This is a genomic window from Niabella ginsenosidivorans (assembly GCF_001654455.1).
GTDB lineage: Bacteria > Bacteroidota > Bacteroidia > Chitinophagales > Chitinophagaceae > Niabella > Niabella ginsenosidivorans.
In genome coordinates this window covers 772,750-791,502 of the sequence record NZ_CP015772.1, presented here as the reverse complement: position 1 = coordinate 791,502, position 18,753 = coordinate 772,750, and the positions used below count along the sequence as shown (strand labels likewise).

The 18,753-nt window shown below is 44.2% G+C and carries 18 protein-coding genes and 1 tRNA gene; 3 read left to right on the top strand and 16 right to left on the bottom strand.

Annotation, left to right across the window (positions count from 1 at the left end; translation table 11 throughout):
- Positions 1-108: 108 nt before the first annotated feature.
- Complete coding sequence (locus A8C56_RS03425; RefSeq protein WP_067752087.1) at positions 109-657, bottom strand: type 1 glutamine amidotransferase domain-containing protein; 549 nt, start codon at positions 655-657, stop codon at positions 109-111.
- 200 nt (positions 658-857) lie between these two features.
- Positions 858-1,637 carry an Fpg/Nei family DNA glycosylase gene (locus A8C56_RS03415; RefSeq protein WP_067752078.1) on the bottom strand — a complete coding sequence of 260 codons (780 nt, stop codon included), beginning with the start codon at positions 1,635-1,637 and terminating at the stop codon, positions 858-860.
- A gap of 248 nt (positions 1,638-1,885) precedes the next feature.
- On the opposite strand from A8C56_RS03415, the gene A8C56_RS03410 reads away from it, so the two are divergent.
- Both A8C56_RS03410 and A8C56_RS03405 read left to right on the top strand, forming a co-directional pair.
- A complete protein-coding gene (locus A8C56_RS03410) occupies positions 1,886-2,674 on the top strand; it encodes a hypothetical protein (RefSeq protein WP_067752076.1) in 789 nt (262 codons plus the stop codon).
- Between the two features lie 255 nt (positions 2,675-2,929).
- Complete coding sequence (locus A8C56_RS03405; protein ID WP_157097866.1) at positions 2,930-4,312, top strand: hypothetical protein; 1,383 nt, start codon at positions 2,930-2,932, stop codon at positions 4,310-4,312.
- A 7-nt stretch (positions 4,313-4,319) separates the two neighbouring features.
- Here the strand turns inward: A8C56_RS03405 and A8C56_RS03400 are convergent, their stop codons facing one another.
- From A8C56_RS03400 to A8C56_RS24940, 12 genes are all read right to left on the bottom strand, one after another.
- Positions 4,320-4,916 (bottom strand): Crp/Fnr family transcriptional regulator, encoded by a 597-nt coding sequence (locus A8C56_RS03400; protein ID WP_067752071.1) that lies wholly within the window; start codon positions 4,914-4,916, stop codon positions 4,320-4,322.
- Positions 4,917-5,350: 434 nt separating this feature from the next.
- Positions 5,351-5,983, bottom strand: coding sequence for a hydrolase (locus A8C56_RS03395; RefSeq protein WP_067752069.1), 633 nt, complete (start codon positions 5,981-5,983; stop codon positions 5,351-5,353).
- Between the two features lie 49 nt (positions 5,984-6,032).
- Positions 6,033-6,779 (bottom strand): M17 family peptidase N-terminal domain-containing protein, encoded by a 747-nt coding sequence (locus A8C56_RS03390; RefSeq protein WP_067752067.1) that lies wholly within the window; start codon positions 6,777-6,779, stop codon positions 6,033-6,035.
- Between the two features lie 235 nt (positions 6,780-7,014).
- Complete coding sequence (locus tag A8C56_RS03385) at positions 7,015-7,365, bottom strand: cupin domain-containing protein (protein WP_067752065.1); 351 nt, start codon at positions 7,363-7,365, stop codon at positions 7,015-7,017.
- A gap of 8 nt (positions 7,366-7,373) precedes the next feature.
- Positions 7,374-7,565, bottom strand: a complete 192-nt coding sequence (locus tag A8C56_RS03380) for a hypothetical protein (protein ID WP_067752063.1) — start codon at positions 7,563-7,565, stop codon at positions 7,374-7,376.
- 123 nt (positions 7,566-7,688) lie between these two features.
- Positions 7,689-8,618 (bottom strand): ring-cleaving dioxygenase, encoded by a 930-nt coding sequence (locus tag A8C56_RS03375; RefSeq protein WP_067752061.1) that lies wholly within the window; start codon positions 8,616-8,618, stop codon positions 7,689-7,691.
- A gap of 184 nt (positions 8,619-8,802) precedes the next feature.
- Entirely contained in the window at positions 8,803-8,949 is a 147-nt protein-coding gene (locus A8C56_RS24320) for a hypothetical protein (protein ID WP_157097865.1), read from the bottom strand.
- A 347-nt stretch (positions 8,950-9,296) separates the two neighbouring features.
- Positions 9,297-9,385, bottom strand: a tRNA-Ser gene (locus A8C56_RS03365).
- A gap of 104 nt (positions 9,386-9,489) precedes the next feature.
- Complete coding sequence (gene dnaA, locus A8C56_RS03360) at positions 9,490-10,923, bottom strand: chromosomal replication initiator protein DnaA (RefSeq protein WP_067752057.1); 1,434 nt, start codon at positions 10,921-10,923, stop codon at positions 9,490-9,492.
- A gap of 393 nt (positions 10,924-11,316) precedes the next feature.
- Entirely contained in the window at positions 11,317-11,937 is a 621-nt protein-coding gene (locus tag A8C56_RS03355) for a DsbA family protein (RefSeq protein WP_067752055.1), read from the bottom strand.
- A 251-nt stretch (positions 11,938-12,188) separates the two neighbouring features.
- Positions 12,189-14,792 carry an ATP-dependent chaperone ClpB gene (clpB, locus tag A8C56_RS03350; protein WP_067752053.1) on the bottom strand — a complete coding sequence of 868 codons (2,604 nt, stop codon included), beginning with the start codon at positions 14,790-14,792 and terminating at the stop codon, positions 12,189-12,191.
- Between the two features lie 643 nt (positions 14,793-15,435).
- Positions 15,436-15,690, bottom strand: coding sequence for a hypothetical protein (locus A8C56_RS24940; RefSeq protein ID WP_245645732.1), 255 nt, complete (start codon positions 15,688-15,690; stop codon positions 15,436-15,438).
- A 232-nt stretch (positions 15,691-15,922) separates the two neighbouring features.
- Between A8C56_RS24940 and queG the strand changes: the two genes are divergently transcribed.
- Complete coding sequence (gene queG, locus A8C56_RS03335; RefSeq protein WP_067752047.1) at positions 15,923-16,852, top strand: tRNA epoxyqueuosine(34) reductase QueG; 930 nt, start codon at positions 15,923-15,925, stop codon at positions 16,850-16,852.
- A 22-nt stretch (positions 16,853-16,874) separates the two neighbouring features.
- Here the strand turns inward: queG and A8C56_RS03330 are convergent, their stop codons facing one another.
- Entirely contained in the window at positions 16,875-17,390 is a 516-nt protein-coding gene (locus tag A8C56_RS03330; RefSeq protein ID WP_067752045.1) for an SRPBCC family protein, read from the bottom strand.
- 231 nt (positions 17,391-17,621) lie between these two features.
- Positions 17,622-18,713 carry an ABC transporter permease gene (locus tag A8C56_RS03325; RefSeq protein WP_067752043.1) on the bottom strand — a complete coding sequence of 364 codons (1,092 nt, stop codon included), beginning with the start codon at positions 18,711-18,713 and terminating at the stop codon, positions 17,622-17,624.
- Positions 18,714-18,753 lie beyond the last annotated feature (40 nt).

The window sequence follows — 18,753 nt, the reverse complement described above, 5'->3', positions numbered from 1 at the left end:
CCATTAGGACATAACTGCTAAAAAGGCGAGCTGTAGCCCGCCTTAAAATCAATGGTTTTCTGGCCCCTTCAGTCCTGAGCCGGATAACCCGGAGGTTCTTTGCCGGCTTTATGAGGCCTGACCTGCGTGTATGCCCTCCTGGATCTCCTCTACAATTTTTTTATTAAACGCAGGTAAATCTTTCGGCGTGCGGCTGGTTACCAGGCCATTGTCAACCACAACTTCCTCATCTACCCAATCAGCACCAGCGTTGACCAGATCTACGCGGATCGCGGCCACAGATGTCATTCTCCGGCCGTCCACCACACCTGCATTGATCAGTAGCTGCGGACCATGACAAATAGCAGCTACAGGTTTTTGCTGATCAAAAAAGTCGCGGATAAAGTCCAGCGCCTCTTCGTTGGTGCGTAATTTATCCGGGTTCATAACTCCTCCGGGCAATACCAGGGCATCAAACCCGGAGGCATCAGCTTCGCCAACCGTTTGATCTACCGGGTATTCTTTTCCCCAATTCTTTTCCGCCCATGCTTTGATGGTACCGGCTTCGGGACTGATGATCAAAGCTTCCCAGCCCTGTTGTTCCAGATGTTCTTTAGGCGATTTCAGTTCACTTTCTTCAAAGCCATGCGTGGCAAGGATGGCAATTCTTTTTTTCATAAATTTATTTTTTGTGGTTCAACAATTATAGAAAATATCTCTATTCATACAGGCACAAAAACCAGTCCTGAAGTTCCGCTCAACATTGTCAATCTGTTAAAACAAAAGAAAGACCGGTTCGCGCCAGCATTCGCAAAGGATAAAACAGCTTATGTTAACAGGTACCGGATAAAACAGCATTGGTGGAAAAAAAGACCGGGCTACTTATACAGGATCTGCTCTTCTGTGTAATAAGTAGTTCTGCCACCCAGGGTTGTATTAAGAATCTTGCTGCCACCAGGGCTTTTATCCTTTTTAGCATTGTGAATTTTTAAAAAATCGCGTATTTCTCCGGCAATTATATCAGGAGTTGACTTCAGGATTTGCTTTTCTGCATCCCTGAGCACTTTACCAATTGATTTAGCCAGTTTGTTAACCGCCGCCGGGGGAATCTTCCCTGCAATGGACTGCGGGGCAATCCCCGCCTCCCACAGGATCTCATCTGCATAGGCATTACCAATACCTGCGATCATGTGCTGGTCCATCAAAACAGCCTTAATCTTTGCGCGGCTGCCTTTCAGTTGCCCGGCGAGCCAGTTTCCGGTAATTTGTGCGGACAGAGCGTCTACAGCCCCGGATTCGGGCGGATTCAGGATCAGGTGAGCCGCCTTTTGAAAATCGGTAAGATATAATGTCTGGTCGTCAAATTTGAGTGAGGCGATTCTATTTTTGGGCGGGTCTTCATTGTCTTTCATTAAAACAAGCTTTCCATGCAACATCAGATGCATGCAAAGCCGGGCGTTCTTGCCGAAATCCCAGCATAGTTGTTTTCCGATTCGTTCAACCTGCTTTAATTTTTTACCACTAAGGGCTGCTTTTAAGTCTTTTTCAGACACATTAGTTCTCCGGTCAACGGTAAGGGTAATATTTTCTACAATTTTACCTTTTAATGACCTGGTCAGATTGCGGCTAAAAGCCTGAAGATCGGGTAGCTCTGGCATGGTTTACCGTTTGTTTAAGGTTAAATACGCTATTGTTTTGTTTTATGCCGGTCATTCCCCAACGCTTTAATGCCTGCCAATGACAGATGTGTTATTGTTTTGAAAATCAGTCTTTCTTTTTTGTCATGCCGGGCTTGTTAATGGCTGCAAATACTGTGCAAGAAGCCATCTTTAATTGAAGATGCTTACAGGTTCCTTACCAAAAGCCCGGATGTACAGGGATGGAATAGTTCTTGCATTACAGCAGGATGGCTCCTAAAAGTAAGACCCGGTCAAAGAAAGACCAGGCACAGTTTATTGTTTACCAACCCAATCCAAAGGAGTTCTGTATCTGCCTGGAAGCCGGCACTGTTTATTATATCTGGTCGGGCAACTACCCGCCAACGCAGGATAACCGGTTTGCACGTAAGGTTACCCGGCTGAAAGCGATCATACCGAAACAAATACCCAACATTTACGATAAAGGCACTTATACTGTAAACAAAGACGATGACAAGGCTGATACTGAAAAAAAGCTGAAAGAGGGGGTAAAGAAAAAGTCTTTCTCATTCATTCTTAATGGGAAGCGGCTTAAAGGCCGGTTTATTATCAAACAAACTTCCGCGGGAACAGTGCTTCAGAAATTTAAAGACAAATATGCGAAGGAAGAAGATGTTTTGGGCAGAGATCTGACCAGGACGATCAGTCTGATGGTGCCGGATTATGATCCGGATTCAGTTAAGTTGCATGCTCCTAAAAGAACCGGGGTACGGTTAAAGCCGGAAAAAGAAAAAGTTACAAAAGATACAGAGGAACAACCGGCTGAAGAAATCACTGCTGATAAAGAAATAGGCAACACCGAATATCATTTTGCTTTCTATAGTTCGGATAACGAACCGGATCTGTGCGTCATTTCTAACGCCAGAAACGAAGTACTGGTCTTACAAAAAAACAAAGACAGGTGGCAGCTACTTAAAGCCCTTAAAGGATCTGCGCTGAAAAAGGAGAAAGAACTGGTTAAGTATGCCCAGGCGCTCCGCCACCAGCAGGATCAGTAAAACCACATAGCTCTTCATTCAAAAATGTGGCCGGGGTAGACACCCCGGCCCTAAAGTCTCTAAGTCCTATACTACTTTCGGGAACCAAATTAAACACTACTTTCAATTACACCCAGTTTTTAAGGAAAAACAATCTTCAAATGGAAATTTATTGAACTATTTCAATAAAAAGGATACCTATGGCCATACACAAATATATCTTCCGCCTTTTTGTTAGGTTTACATCATCAATCATCCTCTTTAAACGCTATAGCCATGCAGAACGATCTACCTCAGCCCCGCGCCTGCCTCGCATACCTGACCTTGCTGTTTTGCTTTATCGGTCCGGTTAATTGTTTCCCGCAGACTGATCTGGGATACATCAGTTCGGACAGGACCCTTTATTCAGGAGATTACACAGCCCAGGGATGGGGATATGGTGTTACACTTACCATTCCAAAAGGTGAAACCGTAACGATCACATCCACACAATCCAATATGACCGGTTATGCCCTGCTGGTGAACGGAACGCTGACCCTCAATGGCCTTAACGCGGTAGAACTCGTTTATGGGGGATACCTTACCCTTGGCGACAGTGCCAGATTTACGATTAATGCTTCTGATCATGTAGCCTTCAACGGGCCGAGAGATCTCGGAAAATATTCTGTCTTAACTGTAAACAGTTTACTGAACGTGTCGGATGTAAATGTAACACTCAGAGAAGGTGCCACCTCTAATTTACCGAAAGGATATAATAATAACATCGTTGCAACCAACGGTTCCACGCTGCATCTTGAAAAAGACGCCAAAATCGTTGCGAGTGGTTTTGTGAACCTCAATGGCGGAAGCCTGTTTATGGATGCGGGAAGCCTGGTAACAGTTACCGGGGACCTGCATTTCCATCACGCCAATTCGACCATTGCCGGAACTGTTGAAGCCTCCGGCATGATCATGTTCCATGAACCAGGAATTATCCTGGATTGTGGCGCCATCATTTCAGATACATTCAATGTGCAATCAGAAGCGCCGCCGCTGGACGGGAGCGGCTATATTGAAATCAGAGACGTGCTGATCGGTGACGGCAATGCATTGATCAGTGCCGGAGCCGGCAACATTGTTTATAATATCAACAGCACAGGTGCAGGAGGCAATATCGGTGGGGGCACACCCGGAACAGCACCACCAGCCTCCTGTGATATTGCTTTACCGGTATCCTTTGGCGTGATCCGGGGACTCGTCCGCAATAACCAGCTACAGGTATCATGGACGACCCTCACTGAAAAAAATAACGATCACTTTGAAATCGAAACTTCCGGGGATGGAAGGCAATTTCAATGGCTGGCAAGTGTTCCGTCCAAAGCCATTGACGGCTCCTCAGATACCCCCCTGTCCTATTCGTACAACAAGCCATACGATGTGATACTTACAGCCTCCGTTCTGATGGCGGTTCTGTTAACCGGCTTCTCAAGATCCGGCAGAAAAACATCTTTGCCACAATGGCTGTTTGCGTTGTATATCATTACGCTGGCTGCCTGTAATAAGGGCACTAAGGATATCAGTGCCAGGCAGGGCGAGCGTCAATACATAAGAATCGTTCAGGTAGATAAAGAAGGTACCCGGTCCTACTCAAAGGTAGTAAAAGTGCTCATAGACGAATAACCGGTAATTACTGAGATCTTCCTGTTCGTCTCTTGGCAATTTTTTTTCTTGCTTTACTGACCATCTCAGGTGAAACACCCAGGTAAGAGGCAATATGATATTGAGGTACCCGCTCAGGTATGGTCGGATAGAGACTGATAAAATTCAGGTATCTATCCACCGTATCCTGTGTTGCCATATTGAACAGGCGAAACTGATAGGTAGACAGGTTCCGTTGTACGAGCATCCGGAATACCCTTTCAAATTTCGGTATTTGCCGAAGCAACTCCTCTTTCGATTTGGGAGATAACATATATAAGGTGCAGTCCTCGATCGTTTCAATAAACATTTTGGACGGGCGATGCTCATGAAAGGACGCAATGTCACTCACCCACCAATCTTCTACCGCAAACTGCAGTGTAACTTCGGTTTTATATTGATCCACATAATAAGTGCGCACGCATCCTCTTTGAATATACGCTTCAAAATTGCAAATCTCACCTTCCCGCAACAGTACCGTTTTTTTGGGCACAAAAGCCGGCTGCAAAAAATTGATGAACAGCTCTTTTTCATCACTGTCGAGGTGAATCCATTTACTCGCATTTTTGATGATGTTCTTAAACATAGCATTTAAACATTGCGATAAGAAGAGGTCTGTTATGATGTTCTGAACAGAAAACCAGGGTGATTAATTTTGAAAAGGGCGGCCACTGTTGTATGGCTCAATTTAATAAAAAGTTCCATTTCTCAAAAACAAAGGCCTCAAAACATTTCATACGCGTAAGAATATTAAAATTAAATATTATTTCTCCTACTGGCTGAGGTAGACACCCCAGCCTTGCTCTCTAACCGTACTATACAGTACTTCTTGTACCAAGGTAAATAGAATGACGAAATAAGATCGCTTTTCATAAAAAAAACAGTGCATACAGGCCCTTTTATTGAACTGGTTCAATAAAAGACCCTATAAAATAAAGATGCTCCGGATCAGGCGAACCGATAACAATCTTCACTTATCAGGCCCGCTGCAACCACAGACATCAAAATACAGCAGCAATATTACCAACGCAGGGTTTCTACAAAGAAAGATCCGTTTTCCATTAACGCGTCAAAGAATACGGGTTTGGTATTCAGTCGATTCCAGTCTCTTTGCAGTTCGCATGCATATTGTGTTACTGAAGACAGCTGTACTCCAGCCTGTTCCATTCTGCGTAATGCCGTTTCGTGAGCAATGGCAGAAGTGCCGCCAACTGCATCTACAAGGGTATAAACCTCATATCCTTCTTTAATAAGGTCTAAAGCAGGAAAGCATAAACATACTTCTGTCCACAATGCACAAATAACCAATTTCTTTTTGCCCAATGCTTTTACGGCATCCTGAAATTCTTTGTCTTCCCAGGAATTTACCGTGGTTCTGTCTATTTCTTTAATATCCGGCAAAATCTCTTTGATGTGTTTGATAGTAGGTTTATTGATACCGCTTTCTACATTCACCGTAGTAAGAATAATGGGAATATTAAATCCTTTGGCCAGTTTAGAAACGGTTACTATATTCTTTACCAATTCCACGTGATCCATAGACCTTACCGAGTTTACCTGTAAAGGCTGGTAGTCAATAAGGATAAGCGCCGAATTTTCAGGTGAGATCAAATGGTCTGTTTTGGGATCTCTGATGGGTTTAATGCTGCTCATTTTAAAAAATTTAAATTATAAGATAGATTTTATTTAAACAGTATCCGGGTTAATTAACCATTTTATCTGCCTCTGTTATTGCCTCAGAAATACCGGCACCGGCTACTTCAAAAAAGGACGGGCCAGCCAACAGGAACACTTCTTTCAAAGGCTTGAATTTGGTAAGCCCCTGTGATTTCAACAGGTTCTGTGCTTTGTATTCGTTGATAACACCTCTAGCAACATTTCCCGCAACGACAGCTGTTTTGGAGTCAATTCCGGCATCTTTAATATCGCTGGCAAATGCAAAATTTTTTACACCCAACTTCAAGGCTTCTCTTGTAGCTACTTTGCCGACGGCTATCATAATATCTTCATTAAAATTGCTTCGGTTTCCTAAACCAATCAACAATAATTTTCTTCCGGCAATGGTTCCTTTGGAAAGATTGAGGTAAAACGTTTCCAGATAATGCCCGTCAAATTTTCCGCTTTTCCTGATTTTGGTTAATTGCCCTTTCAAGGCCCTGTCCAAATGTATCAATCCGTTTAAGGCTGGGGGTAAGGCCGGTGGCGAATTGAAAATATCACCTTCGGTATATTCAAACACACAGGCAATCTGTAAATCGGCAGCTGCAGCAGCAGGCCCCTGAACCCATCCAGTCAGTTTTACGCCGTCAACGGTACCCCAGGTTTTAGAAGTGCCGGTTGCCGTAGTTGTTGCAGTGGTGGGTTGCTGTGCAAAACCAACTGTTGTAAAAGCTGCTAATACTAATGCCAGTATTCCATTTCTGACAAACAGGAATTGTTTATTTTTCATAACTATACATTTAAACCATGAATCAGCATCTGATTGCCAGCCTTGAATTAATGAAATAACGCATCTTTATGATCAGGAATAACCTCATTAATGAAACCGGAAGTTTTCAAGATTGCATATGCCTGTATTCCGGGAAACAAAACGGTTCATATAACAGAAATGATACTCCCGATAGTAAGAGCAGCTTTCCGTGCCTTAACCAAGTACTTTTGCTGTCAGCAATAATCCACCGGTTTTAATCCAGGTGAATAAACAAAGAAGTCCTTTCCCTGTTTTCAAGATTCCTGGTTTTATGTCCCCGGCCTTCCGTATCTTCCACCAACAAAATTTCACCGGTATGGAACCGTCTTTTTTCACCCAACGATGTTTCTATTTCTACTCCGCCGTCTAATAATACAATGTACTGCCGCTGCGGTGCACAATGAAAGGTATAATCATAATCCGCAGGAACTTTTCTAAACTGTAATATCTTTACGGGGAATCTCTCCGAAAGCGAGCCGATCGCTCCCTGGTATTCCAAAGGAATTTCCACATCTTCAAAATATGAATGCCCCTGCTCGTCAGAATAAATCCGGGTTATTTTCATAATCTTACTTAAAAATGATTTTTGGGTTGTTCAATCTCATCCGTAATGGTCGCGTGCGCCACACCCTTATATACTTTTTCTATAACCGCCGCATTCAGCAGCGTATACCGCTTTACATTCAGGAACGGTGCTACTCCAAGTACATCTGTGGCAACAGCCCCTGGCCGTGAAGCCGGATCTGCACTTCTTCGCTTTTTCAAGGTAGGCGCCGGCAGGCCTGATATTTAACAGATGAATCATTTTGTAAATCTTACTATAAACAGCGCTGAACTGAACGCGCTCTCCTTTTTCAAATTTACTGATAGAATCCGGCGGTGCACGTTCTATAAATCCGGCAGCGCCCGCTCAATCTCTGCGCGCATCAGCTCATACTGCTTTGGCAGCTTTAACCGGGTTCCCAATGCCTCCAGCGGTTCGTCCCGGGTAAATCCGGGATTATCAGTTGCTATTTCGAAGAGCACCCCACCCGGTTCCCGGAAATATAGTGAAAAGAAGTAGTCCCGGTCAATCTTTGGAGTGATGTTTAAGCCGGCGGCAACTACTTTTTCACGGTATTCCATTAGAACATCCTCATTCTTTACCCTGAATGCGATATGATGATTCGTTCCCACAGCACTGCGACCGTAAGGAGCATTCGCGTCTTCGATAATATCTACTATACCGGCCGTATCAATGGCAGCTGTTACAAACCGGTAGCGGTTCGCCTCCTGCTGCATTAGCTGATACCCGAGAATATCTGTCAAAACCCTTGCAGTGGCATCTGATCTTCGAAGTGTCAACGTCACGTTATGAAACCCCTTTAAGGCCGTACTTTCATCAATACCGTTTACCAGCCATGCTGTCCTGGGATCCGGTTTGCCCGGTTCTATAAATTGTAATTGAAGGCCATCCGGATCTTTAAACTCAATCAGCTTTTCACCAAAGACCTCTGCTTCTTCAAAATGAGTACCATATTCTTTCAGCCGCTTCTTCCAAAATCCAAGGCTGCTGACAGGAACAGCATAACCAATATGTGTAGCCATACCGTCGCCAGGTGATCCCGGTCCTGCGTTCTCCCAGGGAAAAAATGTCAGCAATGTCCCAGGCGTACCAGTTTCATTACCAAAATAAAAGTGGTAGGTGCCCGGATCGTCAAAATTCACCGTTTTTTTGACCAGGCGCATGCCCAACACCCTGGTATAGAAATCCAGGTTCCTTTTTGCATTACCGGCGATCGCAGTAATATGATGCAGGCCCAGTATTTGATTATTCATAATTTTTCATGCAAGTTATTTACTCGCCACATTATCTCTCTTGAACTAGTTCAAGAAATAAGAACGGGGATATTGTTAAGATCAAAACAAATTAAGCGCCAATCCTGGAGATCGCATCTGGTGAAGCTGCAATTTCCGGCGATGTTCTTCCCCACAATAATCTCGTCATGAATGACGATGGCTGTTACCATTTTTCCACGATCCGGCAATTACCCTTTGGATCAAAGGCATCGTTTGCAAAGTGTACAAGTACCAGAGGCCCGGCCAGCATGCACATTCCAGCGCCGGGGGCCTCATTTCCGCTTACAGGAAAGCTCTTTGGGAATGCCATCTACTGTAATTTTTAAATAAACGTTTTTGGAATTACCTTTCTGGCAATTTGGGGGCTTTTTTAATAAGAAAAACAGCCTGGTACCTTTTTCTAACATAATTGCTCATTTTAAGGTTTACAAATGTCGAAATGAGCTCTTTCCAAAACAAGATGTTCATCCGCTGAACCCTTACCGGGAGCGGGTTTGCGCCGAATCCGTTGAGTACTTTTTTGGAGGTTCAAAGACTCAACGATTTACGCGCTTTAAAATAGAGATTTTTTATGCAATTTTGATAGGGCAGGAAAAGAAAAAAGCCCGAAAACACTGCATTTCCGAGCTTTTTACAAAGATTTGATCATCTTAATTGCGGTGAGGGCGGGATTCGAACCCGCGGTACAGTTTAACCCGTACGGCAGTTTAGCAAACTACTGATTTCAGCCACTCATCCACCTCACCGGCTGAATTCCTTACAGGGGTTGCAAAAATAGAGAAACTCAATTATATAAACTAAAAAATACCCCGAATTCAGGAAAATAATTTTAAAAAGAACGGTGCTTTTATTACATAGCCGCTAACTGTACTTTCTGATGCAGTTCCAGCACATTTTCACGGAAAACAGCATCTGTATCCATCAGGTCCTTTACCGTCTGGCAGGAATGGATCACGGTTGTATGATCTCTTCCGCCAAAATGCTCCCCGATTGTTTTAAGGCTGTTCTTGGTAAATGACTTGGCCAGGTACATAGTGATCTGGCGGGCCTGCACAATTTCCCGTTTACGGGTTTTCTGCAGCAGTTTATCATAGGGCACATTGAAATAATCGCACACCATTTTCTGGATGGTGTCTATGGTGATCTCCTTGCTGGATGACTTGATGAAATTGCGTAAGACCTTCTTTGCCAGGTCAAGATCAATTTCCCTCCTGTTCAGCGAAGATTGTGCTAACAAAGAGATCAAAGCTCCTTCCAGTTCCCTTACATTACTATTAATATTATAAGCAATATACTTCACCACCTCCCTGGGCATTTCCAGTCCGTCGGCCTTCATCTTGCGCTCCAGGATCTCAATACGCGTTTCATAATCCGGTATCTGTAAATCAGCACTTAAGCCCCAACGAAACCTGCTCAGCAGGCGCTCCTGTACCCCTTCCAGGTCTTTGGGAGATTTATCTGAAGTAAGGATCAGTTGTTTTCCGGACTGGTGCAAATGGTTAAAGATGGCAAAAAAAGCATCCTGCGACTTTTCAGCTTTATTGAAAAACTGTACATCATCCACGATCAGAACATCGATCAACTGGTAAAAATGAATAAAATCATTGATCGCGTTGTTTCGGCTATGATCCATAAACTGGTTGATGAACTTTTCAGAGCTTACATAAAGTACGATCTTATTAGGGTGCATTTTCTTTACCTCATTCCCAATGGCCTGCACCAGGTGTGTTTTTCCAAGCCCCACCCCGCCGTATACGACCAACGGGTTAAAAGAGTTCGCGCCCGGCTTTTCGGCAACCGTTTTACCAGCACGGCGGGCCACACGGTTACAATCCCCCTCAATATAAGCATCAAACGTATAGTTGATGTTCAACTGGGGGTCAATCTGCATTTTTTTAATGCCGGGAATAACAAACGGATTTTTTACAGGATTATTAATCACGAGTGGAAAGTCCATTTCGTTATTAGAATAGGTTTTGTAACCAGTGCCTGTTACGTCCATTGTCAGCGGTTTGTTTTTGCTGTTACCACTGTCTACCATTATCCGGTATTCCAGGCGTGCTTCTTTTCCTAGCTCACGTTTTAATGTCTTTGCCAATAAATTTACGTAATGTTCTTCAAGATATTCAAAAAAGAATTGACTGGGCACCTGAATGACCAGTACATTATTTTTTAATGAGATCGCTTTAATAGGTTCAAACCATGTTTTGTAGTGCTGCCATTCAACAATGTCTTTTATAATCTTTAAGCAATTAGACCAGATTTTTTCGACATTTTTCTCCATCAGAAGTTACGTAATTTATATGTTCATTTAGATAAGTTTCTCTTAAAGGTCCGGCAAAAATCATTTTCTCTATAGTGACAAAAAAGGTTTCGCGGGACAGCGAATATCCACATTTATTCAACATAAAAAAAATTTAATCCGCTATTTTTTTTTCGTATGCAGAAAAAAAATCTTTTCGCCTCGTTCTCTTATTTTTTATACCCGGCACCGGGCGGAACAACAGCCGTTTGCTTAATAGTTAAGCGGCAGGCCGGGGTATATAAAAGCGTGAAACCCTTTACAGCAAAGGGTTTCACGAGACGTATAAAAAAGTTTACAATTTAATGATGCTATTGTGACGCTTAAGATATATAGCGCAATAAAACATCTGGCATTTAATCTTTTACCAGATACTTACTTTGATTTTGCTTTAGTCTTTGCTGGTGTTTTTGCAGCAGTTTTAGGCTTTGCTTTTGTTTTTGCGGCTGCTTTTTTCTTTACTCCTTTTAATGCTTCTTCAATGGCTCCGCTCAACAGCGCATAAGTGGTTTTGCCTTTTATCATTACTCCGTTTATAAAGAAGGTAGGCACCTCTTTTACCCCCAGATCCAAACCATATTTTAAATCATCCTGCACCTGCCAGCCATAAGTACCATTCACCAGTTCCTCCAGGAAATTTTTATTCTTTACGCCTGCATCCTTGGAATGCAATTTTAAACTGGTAGTGCCGAGGTTCCTCCTGTTTTGGAACAGCACGTTATGCATTTCCCAGAATTTTCCCTCCTGGGCGGCGGCAATGGCAGACTCAGCTGCCTTCAGGCTTCTCTGATGAATTCTTGTTTGTGGAAAATGCCGGAAATTGAATTTTACTTTTCCTTCATAAGCCTCCAGGATCTGCTTCACAACTTCATTTGCTTTGGCACATTCTTCGCTTTCATATTCTCCAAATTCCATCAGGGTTATGGGCGCATCTTTTTTGCCCACAAACACATCTTTGGGTTCAATTATTTCCTCAGCATCTTTTTTAACGCTCATACTATTAATTCATTTTTCTGGTTTAGAGGGGAGTGCTTTCAACTTTAAACTTTTAAAAATCAACACATAAATACAACAAAAATTTCAAAAAAGCGGTTGAAGATAATTTTTTTTTTGATCTGACAAATTTTTTCTTCCGGTTCAAAAAGCCATCCCTTCAAGCCACTGACCGGCAATAGTTTAAAAACTGCCCCCCTGCAACCCTTTATAAGAAAAATCCCCGTGTTCCGGGGATCTTTCCTGCACTTTATTTAAGCGGTCTTTTGCTCATTTCTAAAGACCACATTATTATCAAATACATCCACCAGAACCGGCTTGCTCCGATCCAGGTCTCCCTGTAAGATCCGCTTGCTCAGCTGATTCACAATTTCCTTCTGAATGAGCCTTTTCAGCGGACGGGCCCCAAACTGTGGGTCATACCCCTGGTCTGCCAGGAACTCAAGCAGATAATCGCTGAATTCCAGCTGGATCCCGTTCTGTGCCACCAGCTTTTTAAGGTCGTTCAACTGGAGCTTTACAATGGCCACAATATCTCTTTTCAGTAATGGATGGAACATGATGATCTCATCTACCCGGTTCAGGAACTCGGGGCGGATGGTTTCACGCAGCAGGCTCATTACCTCTACCCTGGCTTTTTCAGCTGCTTCATCCACATTTTTCTCAGAAACCCCTTCAAAAGCACTTTGTATCAAATGGCTTCCGATATTGCTGGTCATAATGATGATGGTATTTTTAAAGTTTACCACCCGGCCTTTATTATCCGTCAGCCGGCCGTCATCCAGCACCTGGAGCAGCACATTCCATACATCAGGGTGCGCTTTCTCAATTTCATCCAGCAATACCACGCTGTAGGGCTTCCTGCGCACCGCTTCCGTCAGCTGGCCGCCTTCCTCATACCCCACATATCCCGGAGGGGCGCCCACCAGACGGCTCACTGTATGTTTTTCCTGGTATTCACTCATATCAATGCGCGTCATCATACTTTCATCATCAAACAGGAATTCTGCCAGCGCTTTAGCCAGCTCTGTCTTTCCCACGCCCGTTGTGCCCAGGAAGATAAAGGAGCCGATGGGCTTGCGGGGATCCTGAAGACCGGCCCTGCTTCTGCGCACCGCATCAGCTACTGCTGTTATGGCTTCATCCTGCCCTATGACCCGCTGGTGCAAATGGTCTTCCAGGTGCAATAAACGCTCCTTATCGCTTTGCAGCATTTTGGTTACAGGAATGCCGGTTGCCTTTGCCACACTTTCTGCAATGTCTTCAGCATCTACCTCTTCTTTCAGCAGCCTGCTTTCCGTAGTCTCGTTCAGCTCTTTGGTGTATTTCACAATGTTTTCTTCTTCTTCCTTGATCTTACCATAGCGGATTTCGGCTACCCGGCCATAATCACCATTCCGTTCTGCCTTCTCTGCCTCCACCCTTAACTGTTCAATCTGTGCTTTTCCGTTCTGGATCTTTTCTACCAGTTCTTTTTCTTCCTGCCATTTGGCTGTTATGGTATCACGTTCAACGGCCAGGTTGGCTATATCCGTATTCAGTTGTCTGAGCTTATCTTCATCATTTTCGCGCTTAATGGCTTCCCTTTCAATTTCCAGCTGGCGGATATGGCGGTTCAGCCGGTCCAGCTCTTCCGGCATTGAGTTCATTTCCAGGCGCAGCTTGGCCGCGCTTTCATCTACAAGGTCAATGGCCTTGTCCGGCAGGTAACGGTCTGTTATGTACCGGTGCGACAATTCAACCGCAGCTATAATTGCCTCATCTTTAATGCGCACATGGTGATGCGTTTCATATTTATCCTTTAACCCGCGTAAAATAGAAATGGCATCTTCCACTGAAGGCTCATCTACTGTAACTTTCTGAAAACGGCGTTCCAGGGCCTTATCTTTTTCAAAAAATTTCTGGTATTCATTTAAGGTGGTGGCCCCAACAGCTCTCAGTTCGCCGCGGGCCAGAGCCGGTTTCAGGATATTGGCTGCATCCATGGCGCCTTCTCCGCCCCCGGCGCCTACCAGGGTATGGATCTCGTCAATAAACAAAATAATTTCCCCGTCACTGCTGCTTACCTCTTTCACCACTCCTTTCAGGCGTTCCTCAAATTCTCCTTTATATTTTGCACCGGCAATCAGCAAGCCCATATCCAGGGCAAAGATCACCTTGGATTTCAGATTTTCCGGCACGTCACCGTTTATAATACGATGGGCCAGCCCCTCTACAATGGCGGTTTTACCTACGCCCGGCTCACCTACCAGAATGGGGTTATTTTTTGTACGGCGGCTTAATATGTGCAGGGTACGGCGGATCTCTTCATCACGCCCGATAACGGGATCCAGCTTTCCCTGGCGGGCCAGTTCATTCAGGTTCTTTGCATATTTATTCAAGGCATTGAACTCCTGCGACTGGGTCTGGGAAGAAACGCTGCCTCCTTTTCTGAGATCTTTGATGGCTGTAACAAGGCCCTTTTCTGTAAGCCCTGCGTCTTTGAGCAGTTTGGCAACCACATCATTTCCCTGAACAATGGCCAAAAGCAAATGTTCCGGCGTAATAAACTCATCGTTGAACTGCTTCAGATCTGCCCCGGCCCTTAAAACCACATTATTGGCCTCCCTGCTGATCTGCTGTGCGGGCTCTCCGCTGGTAGTGGGCAGTTTGTGGATCAGCTCATCCAGCTTATTGCGGACGAGGTTAACCGTCACATTATTTTTCTTCAGCAGGAAATCCACCGGGGAATCTTCCTGTTCTAATAATGCTTTTAAAATATGTTCTGTTTCTATATTCGGGTTCTTAGCATTAAAAGCCAACTGCTGGGCCTGTTGAAATGCCTCCGCTGCTTTAATTGTAAAATTTCCTAAATTCATAATTGTATTTGTTAGTAGTTACAGGTTTACTGATTTTGGATTCTGAATGCCTCTGGCATCCCGGATCAGTTGCCTGTATCCGGTATCTTTATAGCAAATCAAAATCCAGGCCGGATTTTTAGGAAAATTTGTCAGTTCGCCTCATATCAGCATGACTATAATTCAGTAATTATAAATGATTTATGAAAAATTAGCAGGTTTATTAAATGAGTGTCCTGCGTCTTAACCTCATCCGGTTTGTACCGGGTGTCAGCCCGGCTCCTACACGTACAGGATGTTGCCTGCCGGGCAGGAAATACGGGGCGCCCGTGTTTGCAGGAATCTGAAACGTCCATCTTTAATTTTCAGTTGCTTACTATAGTGTCATAAGGGAATTTAAAGGATGCCTGCCGGATGTTATATTGCCAACAGATGCCGGTTTTATGATAATCTTTTGCACCCTGTGGAACCGGTATCCTGTAATAAAATAAGAACTGAATAGTAATCAGTGAGGCCCAACAGGGGCTGCGCACTATTTTTGCATTTGATAAAAACGGTAACCCGGGACCTGTTCCCGAATTTACAGTTCACAAGCAGGTGCATGGTCCGCAGCAATAGCCGGCCTGTATTCCGGTATCTCAGCATACTTTGGTGACCTCTATATTCAGCAAGCGCCCGTTTTTTTTATTTTTGAAGCAATATGCCCTACTCCCACAGCACAGTGGTGTGCCGGTCCATTGGTATTCCATCCGTTTACAAAACTCTTTGCGCCAATCGGAAACCGATACCGGCTGTTGGTATTCCCGATCTTTAATACAGGCCCGGGCGCAGATGCGCCCTCAGCTACCAGTAATTTTAATTTTCCGTCTTTTGTTTCCAAAACCGACAACAGCTTTACAGGGCCATGCTTTACACTCATTTCAACAGATAACCCTTTTCCTGCTTTTCCATGATATACTACACACAACAATCTTCCCTTCGGCTATGGCTGTATGATCCGGCCCGTCGTGCCCATCAGCACCACGTCGTCACTGAAATCCATAGCATAATATTCGGTAAAAGAGCCCCGGCCCCATTAACACCTTATATACTGCATTTTTCTCAGAGTAAATTTAACCCCGTAATTAAAATCAAGCAATTAATTTTACCGGGTGAACACAGCTTTGCACTATACACAACTGATTAAACGCTTCAGCAAAGAGCTGGGTTTTGATTATTGCGGTATTGCAAAAGCGGAACGGCTGGATGAAGATGCCCGGCGGCTGGAAAAATGGCTGTCAAAGGGAATGCATGGCCAGATGGGTTATATGGAAAACCATTTTGAGCTAAGAATTGACCCTACCAGGCTGGTGCCCGGTGCCCGGTCGGTCATTACGCTGCTGATGAATTATTTTCCCGGGCAACAACAGCAAACAGACGGGCCTAAAATTTCCAAATATGCCTATGGAAATGATTATCATGAAGTGATCCGTGGCCGGCTGAAAACCTTGCTGGCATTGATCAATGAAAACATCGGTGAGGTGCAGGGAAGGGGGTTTGTTGATTCCGCCCCCGTACTGGAAAGAGCCTGGGCAAAAAAAAGCGGGCTGGGATGGATCGGCAAGAACGGCAACCTCCTTACCCGGGATGCCGGCTCCTTCTTTTTTATTGCAACCCTGATCACGGATCTGACATTGCTGTATGATGATCCTTATGCAAAGGATTTTTGCGGCACCTGTACCCGGTGCATCAATGCATGCCCCACAAATGCAATATTGCCCGATAAAGTTATAGACGGCAGTAAATGCATTTCCTATTTTACCATTGAATTGAAAGATGCGCTCATTCCCGGTGAAATGCAGGGCCGGTTTGATAACTGGGCCTTTGGCTGCGATGTATGCCAGGATGTATGCCCCTGGAACCGGTTTAGCAAACCTACACAGGAAGCGGACTTCCAGCCATTGCCGGAAGTACTGAACTTTTCCACAAAAGAATGGGAACAATTTTCCGAGGAGCAGTTCCGCAGAATATTCAAACACTCTCCCATTAAAAGGGCCAAATTAAAGGGCTTACAAAGGAACCTGAAATTTATAGAATTATAACAACCTTCCCTGATGACCGGTTTTACCGGAGCGCTGCCGTTTTATCATAAAGTGTCTTTAAATTTTTTAACCCCTGCTCCATGGTTGCCCCGTATGACCGGTCCAGCAACAGGCCCGAAAAGCGTTCCCAGGGATACCATTTAAAATGGAAATCCATATAATTCTGCAAGGTTAGCGAATCAGAAGCCGTATAACGGATCAGTCTCCAGTTATTATATACCGGCCGGGCGCCTTTTTTCATTTCAACCGTTACCAGGGAATCATTATCTGTTATTATCCGAAGCCGGACGCCTTTTACCTCCGCTGTTATCATTTTCCCGTTACGGCTTTCCGTATTTGTCAGCTCCAGACTGTCAAACCCCGGGTACCAGTTTTTCCATTTTGAAAGATCGCTGATGTTGTTCAAAACAGCATCGGAGCCTGCATACAGATTTATGGCCCTGGACACTTTTACGTTTGAGGGTAAAAGCAGCGTAACGCCACACATGCAAAATGCCAGCGCAACAATACTGATCAGTAATAACCGGATATATTTCATTATAAGTCTTCAGTCCCGATGGCTATCGGGATCAGTTTTCAGATTCACATAGTACGTCCTGTTTCCACAATGATCTCTTCATTCTTAATTTATTATTATCAGTTTTCAGACGCAGTCATCAGCATTGGAATAAACCATCAACCACAATTCAGTCCCTTCCATTCTGCATTCCTGATCCAATATGCTACATTTTACCATTTCCACTCTTTCTTATTTATTATTTTACATACCTTACTCCCACCGCATGGTTTTTGAAACAATAAAATACGTTACAACGATCCATATACCCAGGTAACCGATCTCCCTCCAGCAGTCGTATAAATGCAGCCCTTCAAAAGAGATCTTCCGCATAGCATCATTGAACTGGGTCAGCGGTAATAATTCGCAGAGCGTCTGCATCCAGCCGGGAAATACCTCTATAGGAAAGAAAGTGCCTGCCAGCAGCATTTGCGGAAATCCGAATACATTAATCATCAGCGGGATCATGGTATCATTTTTTGCAATACTGCTGATGATGAGGCCCACTCCCATCAAGAGGAAGAGCATAATAACGGACAGCAGCAACATCTCAAAAAAGGTAAGCGCTCCGTGAACCAGTGTAAAGTTCAAAAAGAAATGCCCCAGAAGGATCAGCACAACCAGGTTGATCAGTTGAAAGAATAAACGGCTGGCGCCAATCCCAATCAGGATATTGATCTTTTTTACCGGCGAGGCATAAAAGCGCTTTAGCACCAACTGCTCCCGCAGATTGAAGAAAATAAACGCAATACCAAACAATGTAGAGAACAGGACAGAGAAACCCAATTGTCCCGGAAGCACAAAATCAATAGACCGGTATTTTTTGCCGGGGATTATTGCTGTGCTGATCGTATATTCCCGGTTCATATGCGCCTCTTTCAGCTGCATGCGCAGTGCTGCATAATCTATGGAATGCGTTAAACCCTGCAAAGCGCCGGCGCTGGCTTCGGTCGATTGCAACAGTACCTGTACAGGATGCATTGTATCAGCACTTTTCTTAATAAGCATGACAGCATCCAGCTTTCCCTTGCGCAAATCAGCATTTCTTGAGGCCGTATCCGCATACGCTACAAATTTCATAAAAGCGCTGTGTTTCAGGCTGTCAAAAATAGCCACAGTGGTATCACTGGATGGATCGACCGCTACTTTAGCCGGTGACGGTGCTCTGTCGCCAAAAGCCCCAAAGATCAGAATAAAAACAATGGGAAAAAGCAAGCTGAAAAAAATTGATGACGGCTGACTGAAAATGGCTTTAAAACTTGCCTTGGTAATGGCCCACAAAGCTCTTGACTGGCTATACTGCATCCTCTATCTTTTATTCTTTAGTATTACATCCTTTGATGAA

Bases quoted from the DNA above. Each gene is read 5' to 3' on its own strand.
- A8C56_RS03425 (WP_067752087.1), bottom strand. From the start codon at position 657: ATGAAAAAAAGAATTGCCATCCTTGCCACGCATGGCTTTGAAGAAAGT.
- A8C56_RS03415 (WP_067752078.1), bottom strand. From the start codon at position 1,637: ATGCCAGAGCTACCCGATCTTCAGGCTTTTAGCCGCAATCTGACCAGG.
- A8C56_RS03410 (WP_067752076.1), top strand. From the start codon at position 1,886: ATGGCTCCTAAAAGTAAGACCCGGTCAAAGAAAGACCAGGCACAGTTT.
- A8C56_RS03405 (WP_157097866.1), top strand. From the start codon at position 2,930: ATGCAGAACGATCTACCTCAGCCCCGCGCCTGCCTCGCATACCTGACC.
- A8C56_RS03400 (WP_067752071.1), bottom strand. From the start codon at position 4,916: ATGTTTAAGAACATCATCAAAAATGCGAGTAAATGGATTCACCTCGAC.
- A8C56_RS03395 (WP_067752069.1), bottom strand. From the start codon at position 5,983: ATGAGCAGCATTAAACCCATCAGAGATCCCAAAACAGACCATTTGATC.
- A8C56_RS03390 (WP_067752067.1), bottom strand. From the start codon at position 6,779: ATGAAAAATAAACAATTCCTGTTTGTCAGAAATGGAATACTGGCATTA.
- A8C56_RS03385 (WP_067752065.1), bottom strand. From the start codon at position 7,365: ATGAAAATAACCCGGATTTATTCTGACGAGCAGGGGCATTCATATTTT.
- A8C56_RS03375 (WP_067752061.1), bottom strand. From the start codon at position 8,618: ATGAATAATCAAATACTGGGCCTGCATCATATTACTGCGATCGCCGGT.
- A8C56_RS24320 (WP_157097865.1), bottom strand. From the start codon at position 8,949: ATGGCATTCCCAAAGAGCTTTCCTGTAAGCGGAAATGAGGCCCCCGGC.
- dnaA (WP_067752057.1), bottom strand. From the start codon at position 10,923: ATGGAGAAAAATGTCGAAAAAATCTGGTCTAATTGCTTAAAGATTATA.
- A8C56_RS03355 (WP_067752055.1), bottom strand. From the start codon at position 11,937: ATGAGCGTTAAAAAAGATGCTGAGGAAATAATTGAACCCAAAGATGTG.
- clpB (WP_067752053.1), bottom strand. From the start codon at position 14,792: ATGAATTTAGGAAATTTTACAATTAAAGCAGCGGAGGCATTTCAACAG.
- A8C56_RS24940 (WP_245645732.1), bottom strand. From the start codon at position 15,690: ATGAGTGTAAAGCATGGCCCTGTAAAGCTGTTGTCGGTTTTGGAAACA.
- A8C56_RS03330 (WP_067752045.1), bottom strand. From the start codon at position 17,390: ATGAAATATATCCGGTTATTACTGATCAGTATTGTTGCGCTGGCATTT.
- A8C56_RS03325 (WP_067752043.1), bottom strand. From the start codon at position 18,713: ATGCAGTATAGCCAGTCAAGAGCTTTGTGGGCCATTACCAAGGCAAGT.